Source organism: Luteimonas sp. Soil_C_16 (assembly GCF_057657295.1).
Genome location: NZ_JBDGIS010000002.1, coordinates 494,435 through 515,905, shown reverse-complemented (window position 1 = coordinate 515,905; position 21,471 = coordinate 494,435). Strand labels below are relative to the sequence as shown.

General features: G+C 68.5%; 19 protein-coding genes. 3 read left to right on the top strand and 16 right to left on the bottom strand.

Annotated elements, in window-relative coordinates; genetic code table 11:
- Positions 1-27: 27 nt before the first annotated feature.
- A complete protein-coding gene (locus AC3A5T_RS06120; RefSeq protein ID WP_487627809.1) occupies positions 28-705 on the bottom strand; it encodes a TetR/AcrR family transcriptional regulator in 678 nt (225 codons plus the stop codon).
- A 74-nt stretch (positions 706-779) separates the two neighbouring features.
- Between AC3A5T_RS06120 and AC3A5T_RS06115 the strand changes: the two genes are divergently transcribed.
- Positions 780-1,928, top strand: coding sequence for an efflux RND transporter periplasmic adaptor subunit (locus AC3A5T_RS06115; RefSeq protein ID WP_487627808.1), 1,149 nt, complete (start codon positions 780-782; stop codon positions 1,926-1,928).
- Positions 1,929-1,977: 49 nt separating this feature from the next.
- Positions 1,978-5,145 (top strand): efflux RND transporter permease subunit, encoded by a 3,168-nt coding sequence (locus tag AC3A5T_RS06110; protein WP_487627807.1) that lies wholly within the window; start codon positions 1,978-1,980, stop codon positions 5,143-5,145.
- Between the two features lie 18 nt (positions 5,146-5,163).
- On the opposite strand, the gene AC3A5T_RS06105 is transcribed toward AC3A5T_RS06110, so the two are convergent.
- From AC3A5T_RS06105 to AC3A5T_RS06035, 15 genes are all read right to left on the bottom strand, one after another.
- Entirely contained in the window at positions 5,164-5,556 is a 393-nt protein-coding gene (locus AC3A5T_RS06105) for a type II toxin-antitoxin system death-on-curing family toxin (RefSeq protein ID WP_487627806.1), read from the bottom strand.
- Positions 5,553-5,777: an AbrB/MazE/SpoVT family DNA-binding domain-containing protein gene (locus AC3A5T_RS06100; protein WP_232137571.1), complete on the bottom strand. Its 225-nt coding sequence runs from the start codon at positions 5,775-5,777 to the stop codon at positions 5,553-5,555. Before AC3A5T_RS06100 ends, AC3A5T_RS06105 begins: the two co-directional genes overlap by 4 nt.
- A gap of 111 nt (positions 5,778-5,888) precedes the next feature.
- Positions 5,889-6,278, bottom strand: coding sequence for a DUF6180 family protein (locus AC3A5T_RS06095; protein WP_487627805.1), 390 nt, complete (start codon positions 6,276-6,278; stop codon positions 5,889-5,891).
- Between the two features lie 49 nt (positions 6,279-6,327).
- Entirely contained in the window at positions 6,328-7,359 is a 1,032-nt protein-coding gene (locus AC3A5T_RS06090; protein WP_487627869.1) for an OmpA family protein, read from the bottom strand.
- 247 nt (positions 7,360-7,606) lie between these two features.
- Complete coding sequence (gene ilvD / locus AC3A5T_RS06085) at positions 7,607-9,445, bottom strand: dihydroxy-acid dehydratase (protein WP_487627804.1); 1,839 nt, start codon at positions 9,443-9,445, stop codon at positions 7,607-7,609.
- Positions 9,446-9,548: 103 nt separating this feature from the next.
- The gene (gene leuB / locus AC3A5T_RS06080) at positions 9,549-10,628 is read right to left on the bottom strand and encodes a 3-isopropylmalate dehydrogenase (protein WP_487627803.1); all 1,080 of its coding nucleotides are present in this window, start codon (positions 10,626-10,628) and stop codon (positions 9,549-9,551) included.
- Positions 10,618-11,211, bottom strand: a complete 594-nt coding sequence (leuD, locus tag AC3A5T_RS06075) for a 3-isopropylmalate dehydratase small subunit (RefSeq protein WP_487627802.1) — start codon at positions 11,209-11,211, stop codon at positions 10,618-10,620. Before leuD ends, leuB begins: the two co-directional genes overlap by 11 nt.
- Positions 11,211-12,638, bottom strand: coding sequence for a 3-isopropylmalate dehydratase large subunit (leuC, locus tag AC3A5T_RS06070; protein WP_487627801.1), 1,428 nt, complete (start codon positions 12,636-12,638; stop codon positions 11,211-11,213). Before leuC ends, leuD begins: the two co-directional genes overlap by 1 nt.
- Before the next feature lie 43 nt (positions 12,639-12,681).
- Positions 12,682-14,223: a 2-isopropylmalate synthase gene (locus AC3A5T_RS06065; protein WP_487627800.1), complete on the bottom strand. Its 1,542-nt coding sequence runs from the start codon at positions 14,221-14,223 to the stop codon at positions 12,682-12,684.
- Positions 14,220-15,386, bottom strand: coding sequence for a threonine dehydratase (locus AC3A5T_RS06060; protein WP_487627799.1), 1,167 nt, complete (start codon positions 15,384-15,386; stop codon positions 14,220-14,222). Before AC3A5T_RS06060 ends, AC3A5T_RS06065 begins: the two co-directional genes overlap by 4 nt.
- A 2-nt stretch (positions 15,387-15,388) precedes the next feature.
- A complete protein-coding gene (locus tag AC3A5T_RS06055) occupies positions 15,389-16,318 on the bottom strand; it encodes an aminotransferase class IV (protein ID WP_487627798.1) in 930 nt (309 codons plus the stop codon).
- A complete protein-coding gene (locus AC3A5T_RS06050) occupies positions 16,309-16,545 on the bottom strand; it encodes an ACT domain-containing protein (RefSeq protein WP_332078040.1) in 237 nt (78 codons plus the stop codon). The genes AC3A5T_RS06055 and AC3A5T_RS06050 overlap by 10 nt, the downstream gene beginning before the upstream one ends.
- Positions 16,529-18,301 carry an acetolactate synthase 2 catalytic subunit gene (gene ilvG / locus AC3A5T_RS06045; protein ID WP_487627797.1) on the bottom strand — a complete coding sequence of 591 codons (1,773 nt, stop codon included), beginning with the start codon at positions 18,299-18,301 and terminating at the stop codon, positions 16,529-16,531. The genes AC3A5T_RS06050 and ilvG overlap by 17 nt, the downstream gene beginning before the upstream one ends.
- Entirely contained in the window at positions 18,301-19,296 is a 996-nt protein-coding gene (ilvC, locus tag AC3A5T_RS06040; RefSeq protein WP_487627796.1) for a ketol-acid reductoisomerase, read from the bottom strand. Before ilvC ends, ilvG begins: the two co-directional genes overlap by 1 nt.
- A 554-nt stretch (positions 19,297-19,850) precedes the next feature.
- Entirely contained in the window at positions 19,851-20,927 is a 1,077-nt protein-coding gene (locus AC3A5T_RS06035) for a DNA topoisomerase IB (RefSeq protein WP_487627795.1), read from the bottom strand.
- Between the two features lie 134 nt (positions 20,928-21,061).
- Between AC3A5T_RS06035 and AC3A5T_RS06030 the strand changes: the two genes are divergently transcribed.
- The gene (locus AC3A5T_RS06030; protein ID WP_487627794.1) at positions 21,062-21,427 is read left to right on the top strand and encodes a BON domain-containing protein; all 366 of its coding nucleotides are present in this window, start codon (positions 21,062-21,064) and stop codon (positions 21,425-21,427) included.
- Positions 21,428-21,471: the final 44 nt, after the last annotated feature.

Genomic DNA, 21,471 nt, shown 5'->3' with positions numbered 1-21,471 from the left:
GCATGCAGCGGGCACGTGTGACCGCGTTCAGCGACGCCCGTAGGCGCGCAGGAACATGTCCACCGAGGCTTCCAGGTGCGCGCGCCGTTGGCCGGCGCACTGGCCGGCGTCGTCGCAGTCGAACACCATGCGCTGGTGGAGGTCGCCCTTGAGCAGCACGAAGAACTGCGCCGCCGCCGTCGGCACGAGGGCCTCGTCGAGATCGAGATCGCCGGTTTCGATCCGGCGCCGGAGCATCGCCGCGAACGACGACTGCACGCGCTCGGGACCGCCCTTCCAGAACCGCTGCGGCAGGCGCTTTTCGACCATCTGTGGGGTACACAGCAGACGGTGGCCGGCGACGGCCTCGGGCGAGGACACCATCGCGAAGAACGCCTCGGCGACTTCCAGCAGGCGCTGGCGCAGCGGCGTGGCCGGCGCGGGCTCGAACACCGAATCGGGCATTTGCTGCTCGCAGTAGCGCGCCGCGGCCTCGGTGAACAGGGTGTCCTTGTCGCCGAAATGGCTGTAGACGGTCAGCTTGGACACGCCGGCCTCGGCCGCGATCTGGTCCATGCTCACGCCTTCGAAGCCCTGCTGCAGGAACATGCGCTCGGCGGCTTCGAGGATCGCCGCGCGCTTGGCCAGATCCTTCGGACGGCCGGGACCCGCCGGCGCCTTTTCGGGCGTCGGGGTATGGGGCAGCGAGGACGGACGCGTCGACATGGCGGGGAATACTATACCAATCAGTTCTGAAAATATACGATACGGCTCCGTATCCCCACTGCTGGACGGTCGCCATGTGCCGCCTGACCCCGATCCGCCTCTCCCGCTTGGTGCTGCCGGTGCTCGTCACCTGCACGCTGGTCCTGGCTGCCTGCGGTGACAACGCGGCGCCCGAGCCGGCGGCGCGTCCGGTGCTCGTGGTCACGCCGGCATCGGCTGCCGACAGCGGCGCGTCCGCGTTCCCCGGCGAAATCCGCGCCCGCGAGGAAAGCGCGCTGGCCTTCCAGGTGGGCGGGCAACTCCTGAGACGCGATGTCGATGCCGGCGCGCACGTGCGCCGCGGCCAGGTGCTGGCGGAGATCGATCCCGGCGATCTGCGGCTGCAGCAACAGTCGGCGCAGGCGCAGGTCGCCTCGGCCGAAGCGGAGTACGCGCGCACCCGAACCGATCGCGCGCGCTACGCCGCGCTCGTCGACCAGCAGCTGATCAGCCGCTCGCAGATGGACGCACAGGACGCGGCCTACACCGCGGCGCAGGCGCAACTGCGCGCCGCACGCGCGCAAGCGGACGTTGCCGGCAACCAGGCGGGCTACACGCAACTGCGCGCACCGCGCGATGGCGTCATCGCCAGCCGTGAGGCCGAAGCCGGACAGGTGGTCGCCGCGGGCCAGGCGATCTTCATGCTCGCCGGCGACGACGGCCGCGAAGTCGCGATCGCGTTGCCGGAATCGCGCATCGCCGGCTTCGCGATCGGCCAGCCGGCGCAGATCGAACTGTGGAACCGGCCGGGCGTGCGCGTGCCGGGCACGATCCGCGAGATCGCCGCGGCCGCGGATCCGCAGGCGCGCACCTACGCCGCGCGCGTCGCGATCGCCGACGATGCGGTTGAAGGCCTCGAACTTGGACAGAGCGCCCGCGTGTATCTCGCCGCCGCGACATCGGACACGGATCTGCAGGTGCCGCTGACCGCGATCCAGCCGGGCGTGGATGGCGGCAAGGCGGTCTGGGTGGTCGATCGCGCCGAGGGCGTCGTGCGCTCGGTGCCGGTCGAAACCGGTCCCTACGGCGCACGCAGCGTGCCGGTGCTGTCGGGTCTCGCGGCCGATGCACTCGTGGTTGCGGCCGGCGGCCATCTGCTGCGCGAGGGCCAGCGGGTGACGCCGGTGGATCGCGAGAACCGGCCTGTGCAGGTGCAGGCGGCGCAGCCGGCGGCAGCCGAATGAACCGGCTTGCGTTGGCAGAGCGCGCGTCGCACATGCAGGCGGTGCAGCAATGAGCCGTTTCAACCTCTCCGAATGGGCGCTCGGCAACCGCACGCTGGTGCTCTACATGATGCTGGTCGTCGCGGTGGCCGGCATCTTCTCGTACGGCCGGCTCGGCCAGTCCGAGGATCCGCCGTTCACCTTCAAGGCGATGGTGATCCAGACCCAGTGGCCGGGCGCGACCGCAGAGCAGGTCTCGCAGCAGGTCACCGAGCGCATCGAGCGCAAGCTGATGGAGACCGGCGACTACGAATTCGTGCGTTCGTACTCGCGGCCGGGCGAGTCGCAGGTGATCTTCTTCGCCCGTGATTCGATGCGCTCGAGCGAAATTCCCGATCTCTGGTACCAGGTGCGCAAGAAGGTCGCGGATCTGCGGCCGTCGTTGCCGCAGGACATCGTCGGCCCGTTCTTCAACGACGAGTTCGGCGACACCTTCGGCAACATCTATGCGCTGACGGGCGAGGGCTTCGACTACGCGATCAAGAAGGACTATGCCGACCGCATCCAGCGCGAGCTGCAGCTTGTCGACGATGTCGGCAAGGTCGAACTGGTCGGTCTGCAGGACGAAAAAGTCTGGATCGAAGTCAGCAACACGCGACTGGCGACGCTCGGCATTCCGATGGCGGCCGTGCAGCAGGCGCTGGCGGAACAGAACGCGCTGGTGCCGGCGGGTTTCTTCGAAACCGACAGTGCACGCGTGCAGTTGCGCGTCGATGGCGCATTCGAATCGGTGGATGCGATCCGCGACTTCCCGATCCGCGCAGGTGACCGCACCGTGCGCCTGGGGGACATCGCGACCGTCGAGCGCGGCTTCGCCGATCCCGCCGCGCCGCGCATGCGCTTCATGGGCGAGGACGCAATCGGCATCGCCGTGGCAATGCATGACGGCGGCGACATCCTCAAACTCGGCACGCGACTCGAAAACGAGTTCGCGCGGTTACAGGAAACGTTGCCGGCCGGCATGGAACTGCGCAAGGTCTCTGACCAGCCACGCGCGGTGCGCGATTCGGTGGGCGAGTTCGTCAAGGTGCTGGCCGAGGCGGTGATCATCGTGCTGCTGGTGAGCTTCGTTTCGCTGGGTTTCCGCACCGGTCTCGTGGTCGCGGTGTCGATTCCGCTGGTGCTGGCGATGACCTTCATCGCGATGGACCAGTTCGACATCGGCCTGCACAAGATCTCGCTCGGCGCGCTGGTGCTCGCGCTGGGCTTGATGGTGGACGACGCGATCATCGCGGTGGAGATGATGGCCATCCGCATGGAGCAGGGCGACAGTCGGCTCGCGGCGGCGAGTTACGCCTGGACGCACACCGCGTTTCCGATGCTGACCGGCACGCTGGTCACCGCAGCCGGCTTTCTGCCGATCGCGACCGCCGCGTCGAGTACCGGCGAATACACGCGCTCGTTGTTCGAAGTGGTGACGATCGCGCTGGTGGTGTCGTGGATCGCGGCGGTGCTGTTCATCCCGCTGCTCGGCGAGAAGATGCTGCCCGATCTCGCGAACCCGCAGCCGCCGCGCCCGGGCTCGCTGCCCGCGCGCTGGCGCGACACGCGCAGCCGCATGGCCGTACGCTGGCCACGCTTCGCGTTCGCCTTGGCGCCGAAGGTTCCGCAGGCGCACGACCACGATCCCTACCAGCGTCCGTTCTACCGGCGCTTCCGCGGGTTGCTGGACTGGTCGCTGACCCATCGCTGGATCGTCATCGGTGCGACGGCGGCCCTGTTCGTCGCGTCGCTGTTGTTGTTCCGCTTCGTGCCGCAGCAGTTCTTCCCGGACTCGACGCGACTGGAGCTGATGGTCGATGTCGAACTCGCCGAAGGCAGCTCGCTGCGCGCGACCGAAGCCGCGGCTGCGCGTCTCGATGCACTGCTCGCCGAGCGTGCGGGTGTCGACAATCGCGTCGTCTATGTTGGCACCGGTTCGCCGCGCTTCTATCTGCCGCTCGACCAGCAACTGCCGCAGGCCAACTTCGCCCAGTTCGTCGTGGCGACCACCGATGTCGAGGCACGCGAAGCGATGCGCGTCTGGCTGACCGACGAGGTCGCGCCGCAATTCCCCGAACTGCAGTTGCGCGTGACGCGGCTCGAGACCGGACCGCCGGTCGGCTACCCGGTGCAGCTGCGTGTCTCCGGCGAGCATGTCGAACGCGTACGCGGCATCGCCGATGCGATCGCCAACCAGGTGCGCACGAATCCGAACGTCGCCAACGTCAATCTGGACTGGGACGAACCCAGCCGCATCGTGCGTCTGGTGGTCGATCAGGAGCGCGCGCGCGTGCTCGGCGTGAGTTCGCAGCACCTCGCGCAGTTCCTGTCGAGTTCGCTGTCGGGCCTGCAGGTCAGCACCTATCGCGAAGGCAACGAACTGATCGGCATCGTCATGCGCGGTCCGGACGACGAACGCGGTCAGCTCGACATGCTCGAAAGCCTGGCGATACCGACGTCGAACGGGCAGTCGGTGCCGCTGGGCCAGATCGCGCGGCTGGAGCCGACGTTCGAGGACGGCATCATCTGGCACCGCGACCGGCTGCCGACGATCACCGTGCGTGCCGACATCCGTGGCGACGTGACGGCGCCGACGGTCGTCGCGCAGATCCTGCCGACGCTCGATGGCATCCGCGCGTCGATGCCGGATGGGTATCGCCTGGAAACCGGCGGCACCGTCGAGGATTCGGGCAAGGGCCAGGATTCGATCAAGGCGGGACTGCCGCTGTTCCTGTTCGTCGTCGTCTCGCTGCTGATGCTGCAGCTGCGCAGCTTCTCGCGCACCGCGCTGGTGTTGCTGACCGCGCCGTTGGGCATGATCGGCGTGACCCTGTTCCTGCTGGTGTTCCGCGTGCCGTTCGGCTTCGTCGCGATGCTCGGCACGATCGCGCTGGCCGGCATGATCATGCGCAACTCGATCATCCTCGTGGACCAGATCGAACAGGACATCGCCGCCGGCCACGCGCGCTGGGATGCGGTGATCGACGCGACGGTGCGCCGCTTCCGCCCGATCGTGCTGACCGCGCTCGCCGCAATCCTGGCGATGATTCCGCTGTCGCGCAGCGTGTTCTTCGGCCCGATGGCCGTCGCGATCATGGGCGGCCTCACCGTGGCCACGCTGCTGACGTTGACGTTCCTGCCGGCGCTGTACGCGGCGTGGTTCAAGGTGAAGCGGGACGACGACGCACGCGCCTGACCGGCGCGCGCAGGCGACTCACATCGGTCGTGCGTGATCGCGCAGCCAGGCGGCGAGCGCACCTTCGTCGAGTTCGCCTGCCGCCAAGGCCATCCAGGTCAGATAGCGATCCTCTTGCGACGCGTCGAGATCGACACTGTTGAGTCGCAGGAACAGCAATGCGGCGACGAGCGACGTGCGCTTGTTGCCGTCGACGAACGGATGCAGATGCGCGATGCCGTGCGCGTATGCCGCCGCGAGTGCATGGATGTCCGGCGGTGGATCACCGTAGCTCACAAGTTGCAGTGGCTTCGCCAGTGCCGTCTCGAAGAGGCTGCGATCGCGGATGCCGCTGGCGCCGCCGTGTTCCGACAGTTGCGCAAGGTGAATGGCTTCGACGACGAGCGGCTGCAGCCAGATGACCGCGCTCACTTGGCGAGCTGGCGCAGCACGTCCCGGTTCTCGCGCATCACCTTGCGCGCGACCTCCATCTGGCGCTCGAACTCCGCGTCGTATGCCGAGATGAGATAGCCACCGGGCGCTTCGCTCAGATGCAGCGAATCGCCTGCCTCTAAACGCAGGTTCGACAGGATTTCCTTCGGCAGCACGACGCCGACCGAATTGCCGATGCGGGTGAGCTTGAGCGCGGTCATGCGGAGACTCCGGCGTTAGTACGGATGTAATTACGCGCCGGCGCTTGTCTCGTGTCAAGACGGAGCCGGCCCATCGTTCAGCAGCTGTGGCCGGCGTGTGATGCGCTTCGTTCAGCGACCACCCGCCGCCTTCCGAACTTCCGACGCGACGCGCGCTTTGATCGCATCGGTGGTGCGGCTGTCGGGTCCGCTGTAGCCGAAGGCCTGCATCACGAACGCGGTGTGGTCGCCGGCGCTCAGGCAATACGACACCAGCGCGCGTCCGCTACCCGCGGGGCCGGAGACGTGCGTCGCCAGCGTGCCCTGGTCGGTCTGGTCGCGGGTCACGTAGCCGACCGCGGCGGCGCCACGTGCGAGCGCGGCATGGCAGGTCATGACGCTCAGCTGCGTGGCCGGGAACCGGTCGACGTCGCATCCCAGGCTGAAGTCGTATGCGGATGCAGGCGCCATCGGCGCGAGTGCAACGACAGACAGCGCAGTGATCAAAGACAGATGCTTCATGGACAGCGTCCTCTTCATGGAGTCTGGCGGTGGCGTGTGAGGCCTGCGCTCAGGCGCGGATGAAGACTTCGACGCGCCGGTTGAGCTGACGGCCGCCGGGATTGTCCTGGCCGTCGAGCGTGTTGGGTGCCACCGGCTGCGATTCGCCGAAGCCACGCGCTCCGATGTCGCCTGCGACACCGCGCGTCTGCAAGGCGGCGCGCACCGCCTCGGCGCGGCGTTCGGACAGCGACTGGTTGTAGGCGTCGTCGCCCTTCGCATCGGTGTGGCCACGGACTTCCATTCCGCGGTGTTCGACCGACTGCAGCGCGGTGGCGAACACGTCGAGCGTGTGCGCGGCATCGGGGCGGATGTCGGACTTGTCGAAGTCGAACAGCACGCGCTCGTCGAGCGTGACCACGTAGCCGCAAGGCGCACCGGGCGGCGCGAATGTCTGCAGCGTCGGAAAGCGGCCGGCCGGCGCGACGCGCGGCATCGGTGGCATCTTCACCGGACGCGCGGGCGGGCCGATGGTGCCGGTGCCATCGCCGTTGTTGGTGATCAGGCCGTGCGGACCGTTCCAGGTGCCGGACCCGTCGGCCTCGATGCGCACCAGGCCATCGGGACCGTTCCAGCTGCCGCTGCCGTCACCGTTCGATGTGATCAGGCCGCCCTCGCCATTCCAGGTGCCGCCGCCTTTGCCGTCGAGACGGATCAGACCGGATTTCCCGTTGTAGGTGCCCGAGCCGTCGGCTTCGACGCGCACGATCGCCTCGCTGCCGTCCGGCTCCGCGGTGCCGTTGATCGTGCCGCTGCCATCGGCGTTGACGGTGATCAGGCCGCCCTCGAAGTTCGCGGTGCCGCTGCCGTCAGGATTCAGCTTGAAGATCCCGGCATCGCTGTTGCGCACGAGGGCGCCCGTCTCGTCGATGCGCGTGATGCCAGCACCGTCGATCAGCGTGCCACCCACATCGCAGCGCGCGGGCCGGACGCGGATGCCGGCGACCGGATCGAGGATCGCGGCCATCGAGCCTTCCAGTGCGCGCTGGGCCGGCGTGACGCCGACGATCTCGGGCACGACGATCGGTGGAATCACCGGCATGTCGGGCACTGCAGGATCCGACGCGATGGATGCATTCTGCGCATCACCGGGAAGGCCCGTGACCGCATCCGTTACCGGCGCGTCGTCCTGCGCCGGCACGGGCGTCGGACTTCTTGCGCAGCCTGCGAGTGCCACGCCCACCACACACCACATCATTCCGATCCGAAATGCCTGCATCTGTGTCGATCCTGCATCCGCGCCTGCGGGTTGCAGGATGGTAGGCAGGGACCCGTTAGGGATGCGTTTTTCAGTCGCCGAGCATCGCCAGATTGCGCACCGCGCCCTTGTCGGCACTGGTCGCGAGCAGCGCATACGCCTTCAACGCGGCGGTGACCTTGCGCGGGCGCGCTTGCGCAGGTTTCCAGCCGAGTGCGTCCTGCGCGTTGCGGCGATTGGCCAGTTCGACGTCGTCGACCAGCAGCTCGATGCGCCGTTGTGGAATGTCGATCCGGATACGGTCGCCATCGCGCACCAGTCCGATCGTGCCGCCTGCTGCGGCTTCTGGTGATGCGTGTCCGATCGACAGGCCCGAGGTGCCGCCGGAGAAGCGTCCGTCGGTCAGCAGCGCACATTGTTTGCCGAGGCCTTTCGACTTCAGGTAGCTCGTCGGATACAGCATCTCCTGCATGCCCGGCCCGCCCTTCGGGCCTTCGTAGCGGATCACCACGACGTCGCCCGCCTGCACCTCGTCGGCGAGGATGCCTTTCACCGCGGCGTCCTGGCTTTCGAACACTTTTGCCGTGCCTACGAACACGTGGATCGACGCATCCACGCCCGCGGTCTTGACCACGCAACCATCGGGCGCGAGGTTGCCGCGCAGCACGGCGAGGCCGCCTTCCTGCGAATACGCGTGCGCGACGTCGCGGATGCAGCCGCCCGCGCGATCGTCGTCAAGCGTTTCCCAGCGCGTCGCCTGGCTGAAGGCGGTCTGGGTCGGAATGCCGGCAGGACCGGCCTTGAAGAACGTGCGCACCGCGTCATCGTCGGTAACGGTGATGTCCCAGCGCGCGATGGCATCGCGCAGCGTGCGGCTGTGTACCGTCGGCTGGTCGACATGCAGCAGACCGCCGCGTGCGAGTTCGCCGAGGATCGAGACGATGCCGCCGGCGCGGTGCACGTCTTCCATGTGGTAGGTCTGGATGTTCGGCGCGACCTTGCACAGTTGCGGCACGCGGCGCGACAGGCGGTCGATGTCGTGCAGGTCGAAGGCGACTTCGGCCTCCTGCGCGGCGGCGAGCAGATGCAGGATGGTGTTGGTCGAGCCGCCCATCGCGATGTCGAGCGTCATCGCGTTTTCGAATGCCTCGAAGGTCGCGATGCCGCGTGGCAACGCAGTGGGATCCTCGGCGCCGTACCAGCGATGGCAGAGTTCGACAACCGTACGCGCGGCCTGCAGGAACAGCTGCTCGCGATCGGCGTGCGTCGCCAGCATCGAGCCGTTGCCGGGCAGGGCGAGGCCCAGTGCTTCGGTCAGGCAGTTCATCGAGTTGGCGGTGAACATGCCGCTGCAGGAACCACAGGTCGGACACGCGCTGCGCTCGTAGGCGGCGACCTTCTCGTCGGAGGCGTCCGGGTCGGCGGCGACGACCATCGCATCGACCAGATCGAGTCCGTGTTCGGACAGCTTCGTCTTGCCGGCTTCCATCGGGCCGCCGGACACGAACACGACCGGGATGTTCAGGCGCAGCGCGGCCATCAGCATGCCGGGCGTGATCTTGTCGCAGTTGGAAATGCACACCAGCGCGTCGGCGCAGTGCGCATTGACCATGTACTCGACCGAGTCGGCGATGATCTCGCGGCTCGGCAGCGAGTACAGCATGCCGTCGTGGCCCATCGCGATGCCGTCGTCGACGGCGATGGTGTTGAACTCCTTCGCCACACCGCCGACGCGCTCGATCTCGCGCGCGACCAGCTGGCCGATGTCCTTGAGGTGCACGTGGCCGGGCACGAACTGGGTGAACGAATTCGCGACCGCGACGATCGGCTTGTGGAAGTCGTCGTCCTGCATACCGGTCGCGCGCCACAGCGCGCGAGCGCCGGCCATGTTGCGACCAAAGGTGGAGGTTCTGGAACGGTACTCGGGCATCAATGACTCGCAGGTGCGGCGGGCGCGGGGCTGGCGGCGTGTGTGGAGTGGTTGTACGCGATCGACGCGGCGGGGTGATGCCATGCCGCGTCGATCCGGCGCGCTATCCGGCGATCCGCGCGGGCGCCGCGATGCGAGCGAGCACCGCGGCGGCGGCCTCACGCGTCGACACCGCGGTGCCGTCGGATGCCAGGTCGGCCGTGAACACGCTCGCCTCCAGCGCCTCATCCACGGCCTGCTCGATACACGCCGCTTCCTGCGACAGGCCCAGCGAATAGCGCAACAGCAGCGCGGCGCTGAGGATCGTGCCGTAGGGATTGGCGATGCCCTTGCCGGCGATATCCGGCGCCGAACCGTGGATCGGCTCGTACATGCCCACGCAGCCTTCGCCCAGCGATGCGGACGGCAGCAGGCCCAGCGAGCCGGCCAGCATCGAGGCCTCGTCGGTCAGTATGTCGCCGAACATGTTCTCGGTCACGATCACGTCGTAGGCGCGCGGCTTCGACAGCAGATGCATCGCCATCGAATCGACCAGCTGGTGTTCGATGGTGATGTCGGGAAATTCATCGCGCGCGATGCGGCTGGCAACATCGCGCCACAGCCGCGAGGTCTCGAGCACGTTGGCCTTGTCGACGGACGTCAAGTGGCCGCGGCGACCACGCGCCAGCAGACAGGCGCGGCGCACGACGCGTTCGATCTCGCTCACTGTGTAGCGGCACAGATCGCTGGCGCTGTCGGCATCGCGGGTCTTGTCGCCGAAATAGATGCCACCGGTCAGTTCGCGCACCACCAGCAGGTCCACGCCGGCCAGCAGATGCGGCTTGATCGGCGAGGCGCCCATCGCGGCTGGATGCGGCCTGGTGGGACGCAGATTCGCGTACAGGCCCAGCGCCTTGCGGATCGCCAGCAGGCCCTGTTCGGGGCGCACGCTCGCGTTGGGATCGGACCACTTCGGCCCGCCCACCGCGCCCAGCAGCACCGCATCGGCGTCGCGCGCGGCGGCCAGTGTGGCGTCGGGCAGCGGCTTGCCGGTGGCGTCGATGGCGGCGCCACCGATCAGGTGTTCGTGGAGCGAGAAACGATGGCCGAAACGTTGCGCGACGGCCTGCAGCACGTCGACCGCGGCCGCGGTCACTTCGGGGCCGATGCCGTCTCCGGGCAGAACGACGATGTCAGCGTGCATGGTGCGTGTCCTCGTAGTTGCGGATGTCGGCGCCGCGCGCCAGCAGAAAGCCCATTTCGTCGACGCCTTCGAGCAGGCAGGTGCGTGCGAACGCCTCGAGCGGGAACGCGTGGACGGTGCCGTCCGGTGTGCGCAGTTCGCGAGCGACGATGTCGAACGTCAGCACGTCGTCGGGACGCGTCATCAGGTCCTGCACCACGGCCTCGGGCAGCACGACCGGCAGCACGCCGTTCTTCAATGCGTTGTTGCGGAAAATGTCGGCGATCTCGCTGCTGACCACGACCTGCAGCCCGAGATCGCGCAGCGCCCACGGCGCGTGTTCGCGCGAGGACCCGCAGCCGAAGTTGCGCCCGGCCAGCAGCACCGCGCGCCCAGCGTTGTGCGCCTGGTTGAAGGCAAAATCCGGATTCGCGCTGCCGTCGTCGCGCCAGCGCCAGTCGTTGAACGCGAAACGGCCGAGACCCTTGCGCTCGGTCGTCGACAGGAAGCGCGCGGGAATGATCTGGTCGGTGTCGATATTGCTATGGGCCAGCACCACGCTGGCCGAGCGCACCGGAAACTCCGGGATATGAGCGGCGGACATCAGGCCACCTCCCGGCGGTCGTCGAACAGTTCGCGTGGATCGGCGACGACGCCGCGTACCGCAGCCCAGGCCGCCGTGGTCGGCGAGGCCAGCAGCGTGCGCGCACCCGGGCCCTGACGGCCCTCGAAGTTGCGGTTGCTGGTGCTCACGGCCAACTGGCCGGGCGCCACCAGATCGCCGTTCATCGCGATGCACATCGAACATCCCGGCTCGCGCCATTCGGCGCCGGCCTCGCGGACGATCGCATCGATGCCTTCGGCCTCGGCCTCGCGCTTGACGATCTCCGAGCCCGGCACGACCAGCATGCGCACGCCTGCCGAGACACGGCGGCCACGCAGCACCTCCGCCACCTCGCGCATGTCGCGCAGACGGCCGTTGGTGCACGAGCCGACGAACACCACGTCGACCGGCATGCCGGCCAGCGACTGTCCGGCGACGACGCGCATGTAATCCTGTCCTTTCTTCTCGGCCGCATCGGTCGCGGCCGGCACCGGCACGTCGACGCCGATCGCGGTGCCCGGGTGCGTGCCCCAGGTCAGCGTCGGACGGATGTCGGCGGCATCGATGCGGACTTCGGTGTCGAAACGCGCGCCGTCGTCCGTGCGCAGTTCGCGCCAGCGCGCGACCGCGGCATCGAACTCGGCGCCCTTGGGGCCACGCGGCGTGCGCGCGATCCAGGCGAAGGTGGTGTCGTCCGGCGCGACCATGCCGGCGCGCGCGCCGGCCTCGATCGACATGTTGCACAGGGTCATGCGCTGCTCCATGTCCATCGCCTCGATGGTGGAGCCGCGGTACTCGATGACGTGTCCGGTGCCGCCGTTGACGCCGATGACGCCGATCGCGTGCAGGGTCACGTCCTTGGCGCCGACGCCGGGCGCCAGCGGGCCGTCGACGGTGATCGACATCGTCTTCGGCCGCCGCTGCAGCAGGCACTGCGTCGCCAGCACGTTGCCGACTTCGCTGGTGCCGATGCCGAACGCCAGCGCGCCGAACGCGCCGTGCGTGGAGGTGTGGCTGTCGCCGCACACGATGGTCATGCCGGGCAGGGTGAAGCCCTGTTCGGGCGCGATCACGTGGACAATGCCGCGTTGGTCGGAACTCATGTCGAACAGCTCGATGCCGAACTGCGCGCAGTTCCGCGCCAACGTGTCGACCTGCTTCTCAGACGCTTCGCTGGCGTAAGGCAGGCGGCCGTCGGGACCGGCCGGCAGCGTCGGCGTGGAGTGGTCCATCGTCGCCTTGGTGCGGTCCGGGCGGCGCGGGACGAGGCCACGCGCGCGCAGTTCGGTGAAGGCCTGCGGCGAGGTGACTTCGTGGATCAGGTGCAGATCGATGTACAGCACGGCGGGCGCGGCGGCGGACTCGGGCGTCACGATGTGCGCGTCCCACAGTTTGTCGAACAGGGTGCGTGGCGGTCTGGCAGTCATTGCTGGCGGTGTGTCCGGAATGCGAAAGGGAATGCGTGAAGCGTCAGGCGTGCGCGGCCTGCGGCGCCGGCGCGGCGCGTGCGCTACGCAGGATACGGTTGGCGACATCCAGCCAGGCGAGTGCGCTGGCCTCGATGATGTCGCGGCTGGTGCCGGTGCCTTCGTGGATCTCGTCGCCGTGGCGCACACTGACGCTGGCCTCGCCGCGCGCGTCGCGGCCCATGCCGACGCTGTGGACCTGGTAGCTCTCCAGCGCCAGCTCGACGCCGGTCGCGGTGGCAAGCGCTGCGAACAGCGCATCGACCGGGCCATCGCCCAGCGCACTTTCGCTGACCTTGCCGCCATCGGGATCGGACAGTTCGACCTGGGCGCTCGCGCGCTGGCCGCGATCGCTGACGGTCATCGAGGCCAGACGCCAGCCCTGGCCATCGACGTCGCCGTGCATCAGCGCTTCCAGATCGTCGTCCTCGACCACGCGCTGACGCTCGCACAGATCCTTGAACGCGGCGAAGACCTGTTCCAGCTGCGCTTCTTCCAGCGTGTAACCCAGCGCGCGCAGGCGATGGCCGACCGCGGCGCGACCACTGTGGCGGCCCAGCACCAGCTTTGAATCGGGCCAGCCGACGTCGGACGGATTCATGATCTCGTAGGTGCCACGGTGGCGCAGCATGCCGTGCTGGTGAATGCCGGATTCGTGCGCGAATGCATTCTCGCCGACGATGGCCTTGTTGCGCTGCACGGCCATGCCGGTCAGGCGACGCAGCAATTGCGAGGTCGGGACCAGGCGGCGCGTGTCGATCTGCGTGTCCAGGTTGTAGAACGCGTTGCGCACCTTCAGCGCCATCGCCAATTCTTCGACCGCGCAGTTGCCGGCGCGCTCGCCGATGCCATTGATGGTGCACTCGACCTGACGCGCGCCGCCTTCGATCGCGGCCAGCGAATTGGCGACGGCCAGGCCCAGATCGTTGTGGCAGTGCGCGCTGAAGATCACGTCGCGCGCGCCGGGAATCGTCTCGATCAGAAGCTGGAACAGCGCGCGGGTTTCCTCCGGCGTCGCGTAGCCCAGCGTGTCGGGCACGTTGATCGTGGTCGCGCCGTTGGCGATCGCGACGGCAATCACCTCGGCCAGGAAATCGTCTTCGGTGCGGGTCGCGTCTTCGGCCGAGAATTCGACGTCGCCGATCAGCCGGCGCGCGTGGGCGACGCTGGTCGCGGTCATGTCCAGCACCTGCTGCCGGCTCATGCGCAGCTTGTGTTCGCGGTGCAGCGGGCTGGTGGAGATGAAGACGTGCAGGCGCGGATTCGCGGTGCCGTCCAGCGCGCGCGCCGAGGCCTCGATGTCGGCGGGCAGGCAGCGCGACAGCACGGCCAGCGTCGGACGGCGGACCTCGCGCGCGATCAGCCGTGCGGCCTCGCGGTCGGATTCGGAGCTGGCCGGAAAGCCGGTCTCGATGATGTCGACGCCCAGCGCATCGAGTGCGCGCGCCATCACCACCTTCTGCTGCGGGGTCATGCTGCAACCGGGCGACTGTTCGCCGTCGCGCAGGGTGGTGTCGAAAATCCGGATGGTGTCGGAGGCGGTCATGCGGGGAGTTCCTCGAGAATTTCGTGTGGCGTGCGTTCGATGCGGGCGGCGGTCGTGCGTCGAAGTCGCGGTTCGCCGCCTCCGGACGGCGCGGATGCAGCGAGGTCGTTGCGGCGACGCGGCGTCGCCATGTGCACGGCGGGTGCGAAGGCCGCAATGGCCGGCACCTCGGGCGCGGTTTCGCGAATGCGACGGCGCGGCTTGCGTGGCGGGCGCGGACGCACGTCCGACAGCAGCTGCGCCAGCACGCCTGCATCGACGTTGCCGCCCGACACCACCGCCACCTTGCGCTTCCCGGCGACGCGGCGGCCGGCGGCCAGTGCCAGCGCGCCGGCACCTTCGGCGATCACATGTTCTTCCAGCGCCAGACGCACCAGTGTCTCGCGCAGTTCGGCCTCGCGCACGATCACCACGTCGTCGAGCAGATCGGTCAGCAGCGCGCGCGTCAGCAGGCCGGGATCCTTGACCCGCACGCCGTCGGCCAGCGTCGCGACGGGCGAGAACGGCGAATGATCGCCGCGCAGCACGCGCGCCATCGCATCCACGCCTTCGACCTGCGCGCCGACGATGCGCACGCCCTGCGACTTCAGTGCCAGCGCGACGCCCGACGCCAGGCCACCACCGCCGATCGGCACGATGACCACGTCCGGCATCAACACCGAGGCGATTTCCAGTCCGACCGTGCCCTGGCCGGCGATCACGTCGACATCGTCGAACGCCGACAGCAGGCGGAAGCCGTTCTGCGCGGCCAGTTCGGCGGCGAAGGCCTTGGCTTCGTCGTAGGTCTCGCCATGCAGGCGCACGGTCGCGCCCCAGTGGGCGACGCCGGCGACCTTGGTCGCGGGTGCGTTCTTCGGCATCACCGTGATCGCCGGCACGCCCAGACGGTACGCCGCCCACGCCATGCCCTGCGCGTGGTTGCCGGCCGAGGCGGTGATCACCGTGCGGTCGTCGCCCCGCTCGCGCGCAGCCATCAATGCGTTCAAAGCGCCGCGCACCTTGTAGGACCCGGTGCGCTGCAGGTTCTCGAGCTTCAGCCAGCAGCCGAAGCGTTCGGCGTAATGCATCGGCGTCACGTCGAGATGCCGACGCAGCCGCGCCTGCGCCGCCAGCACATCACTGGCGGTCGCGCGCGGGACGTGGCCTACGTCGGGTTCGGACATGCTCAGACTGCCGTCAGCCAGCCGCGCGCGACTTCCGCCTCGCCGCGCACGACGCGTGCATACAGCGCGGCGAGCTCGCGGGTGACCGGGTTGTCGCCATAGCTGCGGTCCTCGACGCCGTGTACCGGCGCCACTTCGGCCGCGGTGCCGCAGGCGAAGACTTCGTCGGCGTCGTACAGCTCCTCGACGGTGACGGCGCGCGACTCGGCACCGCTCAGCGTCACCAGCGTGTCGCGGGTGATGCCCGGCAGCGCGTCGCGATGCTGGACCGCGGTGACGCGTCCGGCCTTGACGATGAAGACATTGGCGCCGGTGCATTCGACGACGTAGCCGTCGGCATCGGTGAACAGCGCTTCGTCGAAACCGCGCGACTTGCTCTCGCGCTTGGCCAGAATGGAATTGACGTAGGCGCCGCACAGCTTCAGCGGCGGCAGCGAAGCCGCGGGATTGCGCCGCCATTTGCTGATGCCCAGTCGCGCGCGAGTGCCGTTGAGATGCACCTGGGTCGCGGTGGTCGCGACCATCAGGTGTTCGGTGTGGCCTTCGACATCCAGGCCGAAGCCGCCTTCGCCGAACCACGCCAGCGGGCGGATGTAGGCATCGCGATGGCCATTCGCGCGCAGCGTCGCCAGCACCGCCTCGGTAGCCTGCGCGGGATCGAAGCGCATGCCCAGCAGCGCCGCGCCTTCGCGCATGCGCGCCATGTGTTCGGGCAGGCGGAACACCGCGGCGCCGTCGGCGGTCGCGTAGCTGCGGATGCCCTCGAACACGCCGCTGCCGTAGTGCATCGCGTGCGTGGTCAGGCCGGCCTGCAGCGCGTCGATGTCGCACATCGCGCCGTCGAACCAGGCCTGCGGGCGCGTGGACGTTGCGGTCTCCGCGATCGACGGCGCCTGCGCCGGTGCGGCGTCGGCAGTGACGTTCAACGACACGGCGACACCTCCACCGACAGGCAGTCGTAGAGCTTGGCCAGCTGGCCCTGCAGGGCGATCGCGGCGCGGTCGCCTTCGACAGTCATGCGCAGGTTCCAGCGGTCGCCGTCCGCGTGCGCGTCGCCCTCGAACGACACCGGGCGGAAGCCGCGGCGTTCGGTCGTGCCCAGCACGCGCACCAATGCGCCTTCGGCGCGGCGCAGGGTCATCTCAAACTGGTAACGCATGGCTCGATTCCTTGGCGGACGTGGCGGCAGCGGGTTCGGTGACAGGCGCGACGGGATCGCCGATGTCGAGCGAGGTGGCCTCGTCGGCATCGAGCATCTGCGCGTTGTTGTGGTTGGGCGGCACCAGCGGCCAGACGTTGGCGGCGGTGTCGATGGCGACGTGCAGCAGCGCCGGACCGTCGGCAGCCAGCAGCGCGGCCAGGGCGGATTCGACATCGGCGGCCTTATCGACCGACAGCGCCTGGATGCCGAACGCGCGCGCGACCTGCGCGAAGTCCGGGTTGTCGGACAGGTCGATCTCGGAATAGCGGCGCTCGAAGAACAGCTCCTGCCACTGGCGCACCATGCCCAGCGCGGAGTTGTCGAGCAGGATGATCTTCACCGGCACGCGGTAGCGCTTGAGCGTCGCCAGCTCCTGCACGTTCATCATGAAAGAACCGTCACCGCTGACGCAGACCACGCGCCGCGACGGGTCTTCCATCTGCGCGCCGATCGCGGCCGGCAGGCCGAAGCCCATCGCACCCAGCGCGCCGCTGGTCAGGTGCTTGCGCGGATGGTCGAAGCGCCAGTGCTGCGCGACCCACATCTGATGCTGGCCGACATCGCAGGCGACGGTCGCATCGGGCGCCAGTTCGCTCATGCGCTTCAGCAGCGCCGGGGCGAAGACCTTGTCGCCGGGTGCGTCGTAACGCGCGGCGAATTTCTCGCGGCGCTGCGCGCACAGATCACGCCACGCGGTGCGTGCGGCCGCATGCCGGCCCTGCATCTGCGCCGCGCACGGCGCGCCCAGGCGCGAGAGGCTGGTGGCGACATCGCCGCACACCGACACGTCCGCCGCGCGCAGCTTGCCGACTTCGCAGCTGTCGCCATCCAGATGCACGATGCGCGCCAGCGGTGCGAACTCGGCCAGCTTGCCGGTCGCACGATCGTCGAAGCGCGCACCGACGACGATCAGCAGATCCGATTCCTGCACCGCCAGATTCGCCGCGCGGCTGCCGTGCATGCCCAGCATGCCCAGATTCGCCGGATGCGCCGGCGGCAGCGCGCCCAGTGCGCGCAGCGTCAGCACGGTCGGGATCTGCGTCAGATCGGCGAACTCGCGGAACGCTTCCAGCGCATCGCCCAGGATGATGCCGCCGCCGCCGTAGACCACCGGGCGCTCGGCCTGCGAGATCAGCGCGGCCGCTTCGTGCAGCGCGTGGTCGGCGCAGGCCGGCATGACGTCGGCGGTCGAGGGCACATGTGCGCCCAGATGCGAGGCATCGCCGATCTGCACATCCTTCGGCAGATCGATCAGCACCGGGCCGGGACGGCCGGAGCGCGCGATTCGGAAGGCTTCGGCGACGATGTTGGGCAGTTCGTCGACGCTGCGCAGCAGGAAGCTGTGCTTGACGATCGGCAGGGTCATGCCGAACACGTCCAGTTCCTGGAACGCATCGGTGCCCATCAGCGGTGTCGCCACCTGGCCGGTGATGATGACCATCGGCACCGAGTCCAGCATCGCGTCGGCGATGCCGGTCACCAGGTTCGAGGCGCCCGGGCCGGAGGTCGCGACGCAGACACCGACGCGCCCGCTGGCCCGCGCGAACCCGTTCGCGGCGAACGCCGCGCCCTGTTCGTGGCGGACCAGCACGTGCTTCAACGATGCGCCGTGCAGCGCGTCGTAGAACGGCATGATCGCGCCGCCCGGATAGCCGAAGATCGTGTCGACCCCCTCGGCTTCCAGCGCCTGCACCAGCCAGCGGGCGCCGTTCATCAGGCGGCCTCGCTCTGCGGTTGTGCCGGCGCGCCGGTCTGCTCGCCCAGCCAGGTCATCTTGGCGCGCAGCTGCTTGCCGACCTGCTCGATCGGATGGTCCTTGTCGGCCTGCTGGAACTTCTTGTAATTCGGCAGGCCGGCGTCGTATTCGGCCTGCCAGTTGCGGGTGAAGGTGCCGTTCTGGATGTCGGTCAGCACCTCCTTCATGCGCGCCTTGACGCTGGCATCGATGACCCGCGGGCCGCTGACGAAGTCGCCGTACTGCGCGGTCTCGGAGATGAATTCCAGCATCCGGGTGATGCCGCCCTCGTAGAACAGGTCGACGATCAGCTTCAGCTCGTGCAGCACTTCGTAGTACGCGATCTCGGGCTGATAACCGGCTTCGACCAGCGTCTCGAAACCGGCCTGCACCAGCGACGAGGCGCCGCCGCACAGCACCGCCTGTTCGCCGAACAGATCGGTCTCGGTTTCTTCCTTGAACGTGGTCTTGATGATGTTCGCGCGCGCGCCGCCCAGACCCGCGGCATAGGTCAGTGCCAGCTGTTCGGCCTTGCCGGTGGGGTCCTGGTGCACGGCGTAGATGCAGGGCACGCCGCGACCGATCTCGTACTCGCGACGCACCAGCGCGCCCGGGCCCTTCGGCGCGACCAGCACCACGTCCAGATCGGCGCGCGGCGCGATCATGTCGAAGTGCACGTTGAGGCCGTGCGCGAACAGCAGGCAGGCGCCCTGCTTCATGTGCGGCGCCAGCACGTCGGCATACAGCTGCTTCTGCACCATGTCGGGCGTCAGCACGGCGACCAGGTCGGCGTCGGCGACTGCGTCGGCAGGCGTCTTGACGGTGAAGCCGTCGGCCTTCGCCTTCTGCTCGGTCGGGCCGCCGGGACGCAGGCCGACGACGACGTCGAAGCCGGAATCGCGCAGGTTCAGCGCGTGCGCGCGGCCCTGGCTGCCGTAGCCGACGATGGCGATGGTGGGGTTGGCATTGCTCATGGGTGGTGGTGTCCGATCTGCGGGTGGAAAGGGGAGGTGGGCGGCTCACGCGGTGACGCGTGAGGCCCGGATGTGGAAACGGCCGGCGGGCGAGGGCGTTGCCCCGTCCCGACCGGCCGTCGCATGCACCGCGTCTGCGGTCGCGGAGGCGGTGGCGGTGGCGGCGCATGTATCCCGACACGCGGCCGACGCACGCGCTGCGCTTTTCGGCGTGGCTTGCTGGTGGCTGCGGGCGTCGGCGGGATGGCGATGCATGGCGGGACGGGCTCTGGTGCGGGAGGTTTTGCAAGGGGCCAAACAAAAACCCCGCGCCTTTCGGCGCGGGGTTCAGGTTCTTTCGACCTTGTGGGGTGTCGTCTTGCTACACGAACCCCATCCCCGCGCCATTCCGGACGGTAATAAGGAGTACGAGTACGAGGAGAATGGCCGAGGTGAGCGCGACCGGCAGGCGCACGTCGCGTACGCGGAGGCGTGCGGCGGTGGCGGTCTGGCGGTGGTTGTTGCGCTGCGTCATGGAGTCGAGAAAAACACGCCCGTGTCGGACGTGTCAACAGTTACTTCGACAACGGTTTGCCCGCCGGACGCTTGCGATGCCGCTGACGCAACAGCTTCAGCGCGGCCGCTTCCCACTGGCGTTCGCCGCGCGCGTTGCCCGCCGCGCGCTGCAGTCCGCCATCGCGCCAAGCCTCGTAGAGCACCGGATCGATGTAGGCCTTGCGGCACACCGCGACGGTGTTGCCGAGCGCATCGGCGACGTCGGCGATGACGATCTTCTCCTGCGTCGCCAGTGCACGCTCGCTGGGCTCGCCGCCTTTCCGGCCTTCGGGCAGCGGCATTGCCGCGAACCGGCGGAACGCCATCAGCGTGCCGCCCCAGGTGCGGAAATCCTTGGCCGTGAACGCGCCACCCATCGCCTCGCGCAGATAGTCGTTCACCATGCCGGAGTCGACGCCATGGCGTTCGCCGTCGTCGTCGACGTACTGGAACAAGGCCTGGCCCGGCAGCTGCTGCACCTTGCGCACCAGTGCGGTCAGCTTGGCGTCGTCGAGTTCGATCTCCTGCTCCTGTCCGCTCTTGCCGCGGAATTTCAGCCGCGCGCGACCGCCTCGCACGAGTTCGAAGTGGCGGTTGCGCAGCGTCGTCAGACCGAACGAGCCGTTGCTGCGCGTGTAGCTGTCGTTGCCGACGCGCACGAAGGTCTGCGCCATCAGCGAGACGACGATCGCCAGCACCTTGTCGCGCGGCATGCCCGGCAGCTTGAGATCGCGCCCCAGGGCACGACGCAGACGCGGCAGCGCGGTCGCGAAGGCGACGATGCGGTCGAACTTGCCGTGACCGCGCACCTCGCTCCAGTCCGGGTGATAGCGGTACTGCTTGCGTCCGCGCGCGTCGCGACCGGTGGCCTGCAGATGTCCGTTCTCCAGCGCGCAGATCCACACGTTGCGATACGCGGGCGGGATCGCGAGCATGCGCACCCGGTCGAGTGTCGCGCGATCGCGCACGGCCTTGCCATCGGGATCGCGATAGCTGAATCCCTTGCCTGCGCGGCGCCGGCTCAGTCCCGGCAGGTCGTCGCTGACCCAGCGCAGGCCCGCGAGGCGCGCAGCGCGCGCGTTGTCGTCATCGTTCACGGATTTGCCCGTCAGCTTCATGAGCGGCTGATAACAAGCGCGGGATCAGGGACTCGTGAACAGGCGGCGCTTCACCCCTTCGGCACGCAGCGGTTCGCACACTCCGCCCACACGAATGCACGAGGAACACCGCCATGAAGACGATGCACAAGACCCTGATGGGCGCCGCGATTGCCGGCACGATGCTGATCTCGGGCACGGCTGTTGCGCAGCAGATGCAGGAACGCGGCGACCAGACCGTTGCTGCGAAGACCGATTCCGACCAGCCCGTGTCCGATACGTGGATCACCACCAAGGTCAAGGCCGATCTGCTCGCGTCGAGCGACGTTGCCGGCCTCGACATCGGTGTCGAGACCACCAACGGCATCGTCAGCCTGTCGGGCGACGTGGAGTCGCAGGCGCAGATCGATCGCGCCAAGGCGATCGCCGGCGAGATCGAAGGCGTCCAGCGCGTCGACAGCGCGCAGCTGAAGGTCGGGCACGCCGACCACAAGAACTGACCTCGGTTCCGTCAAGCACTGCAACCGGAGGGCCTCCCATGTAG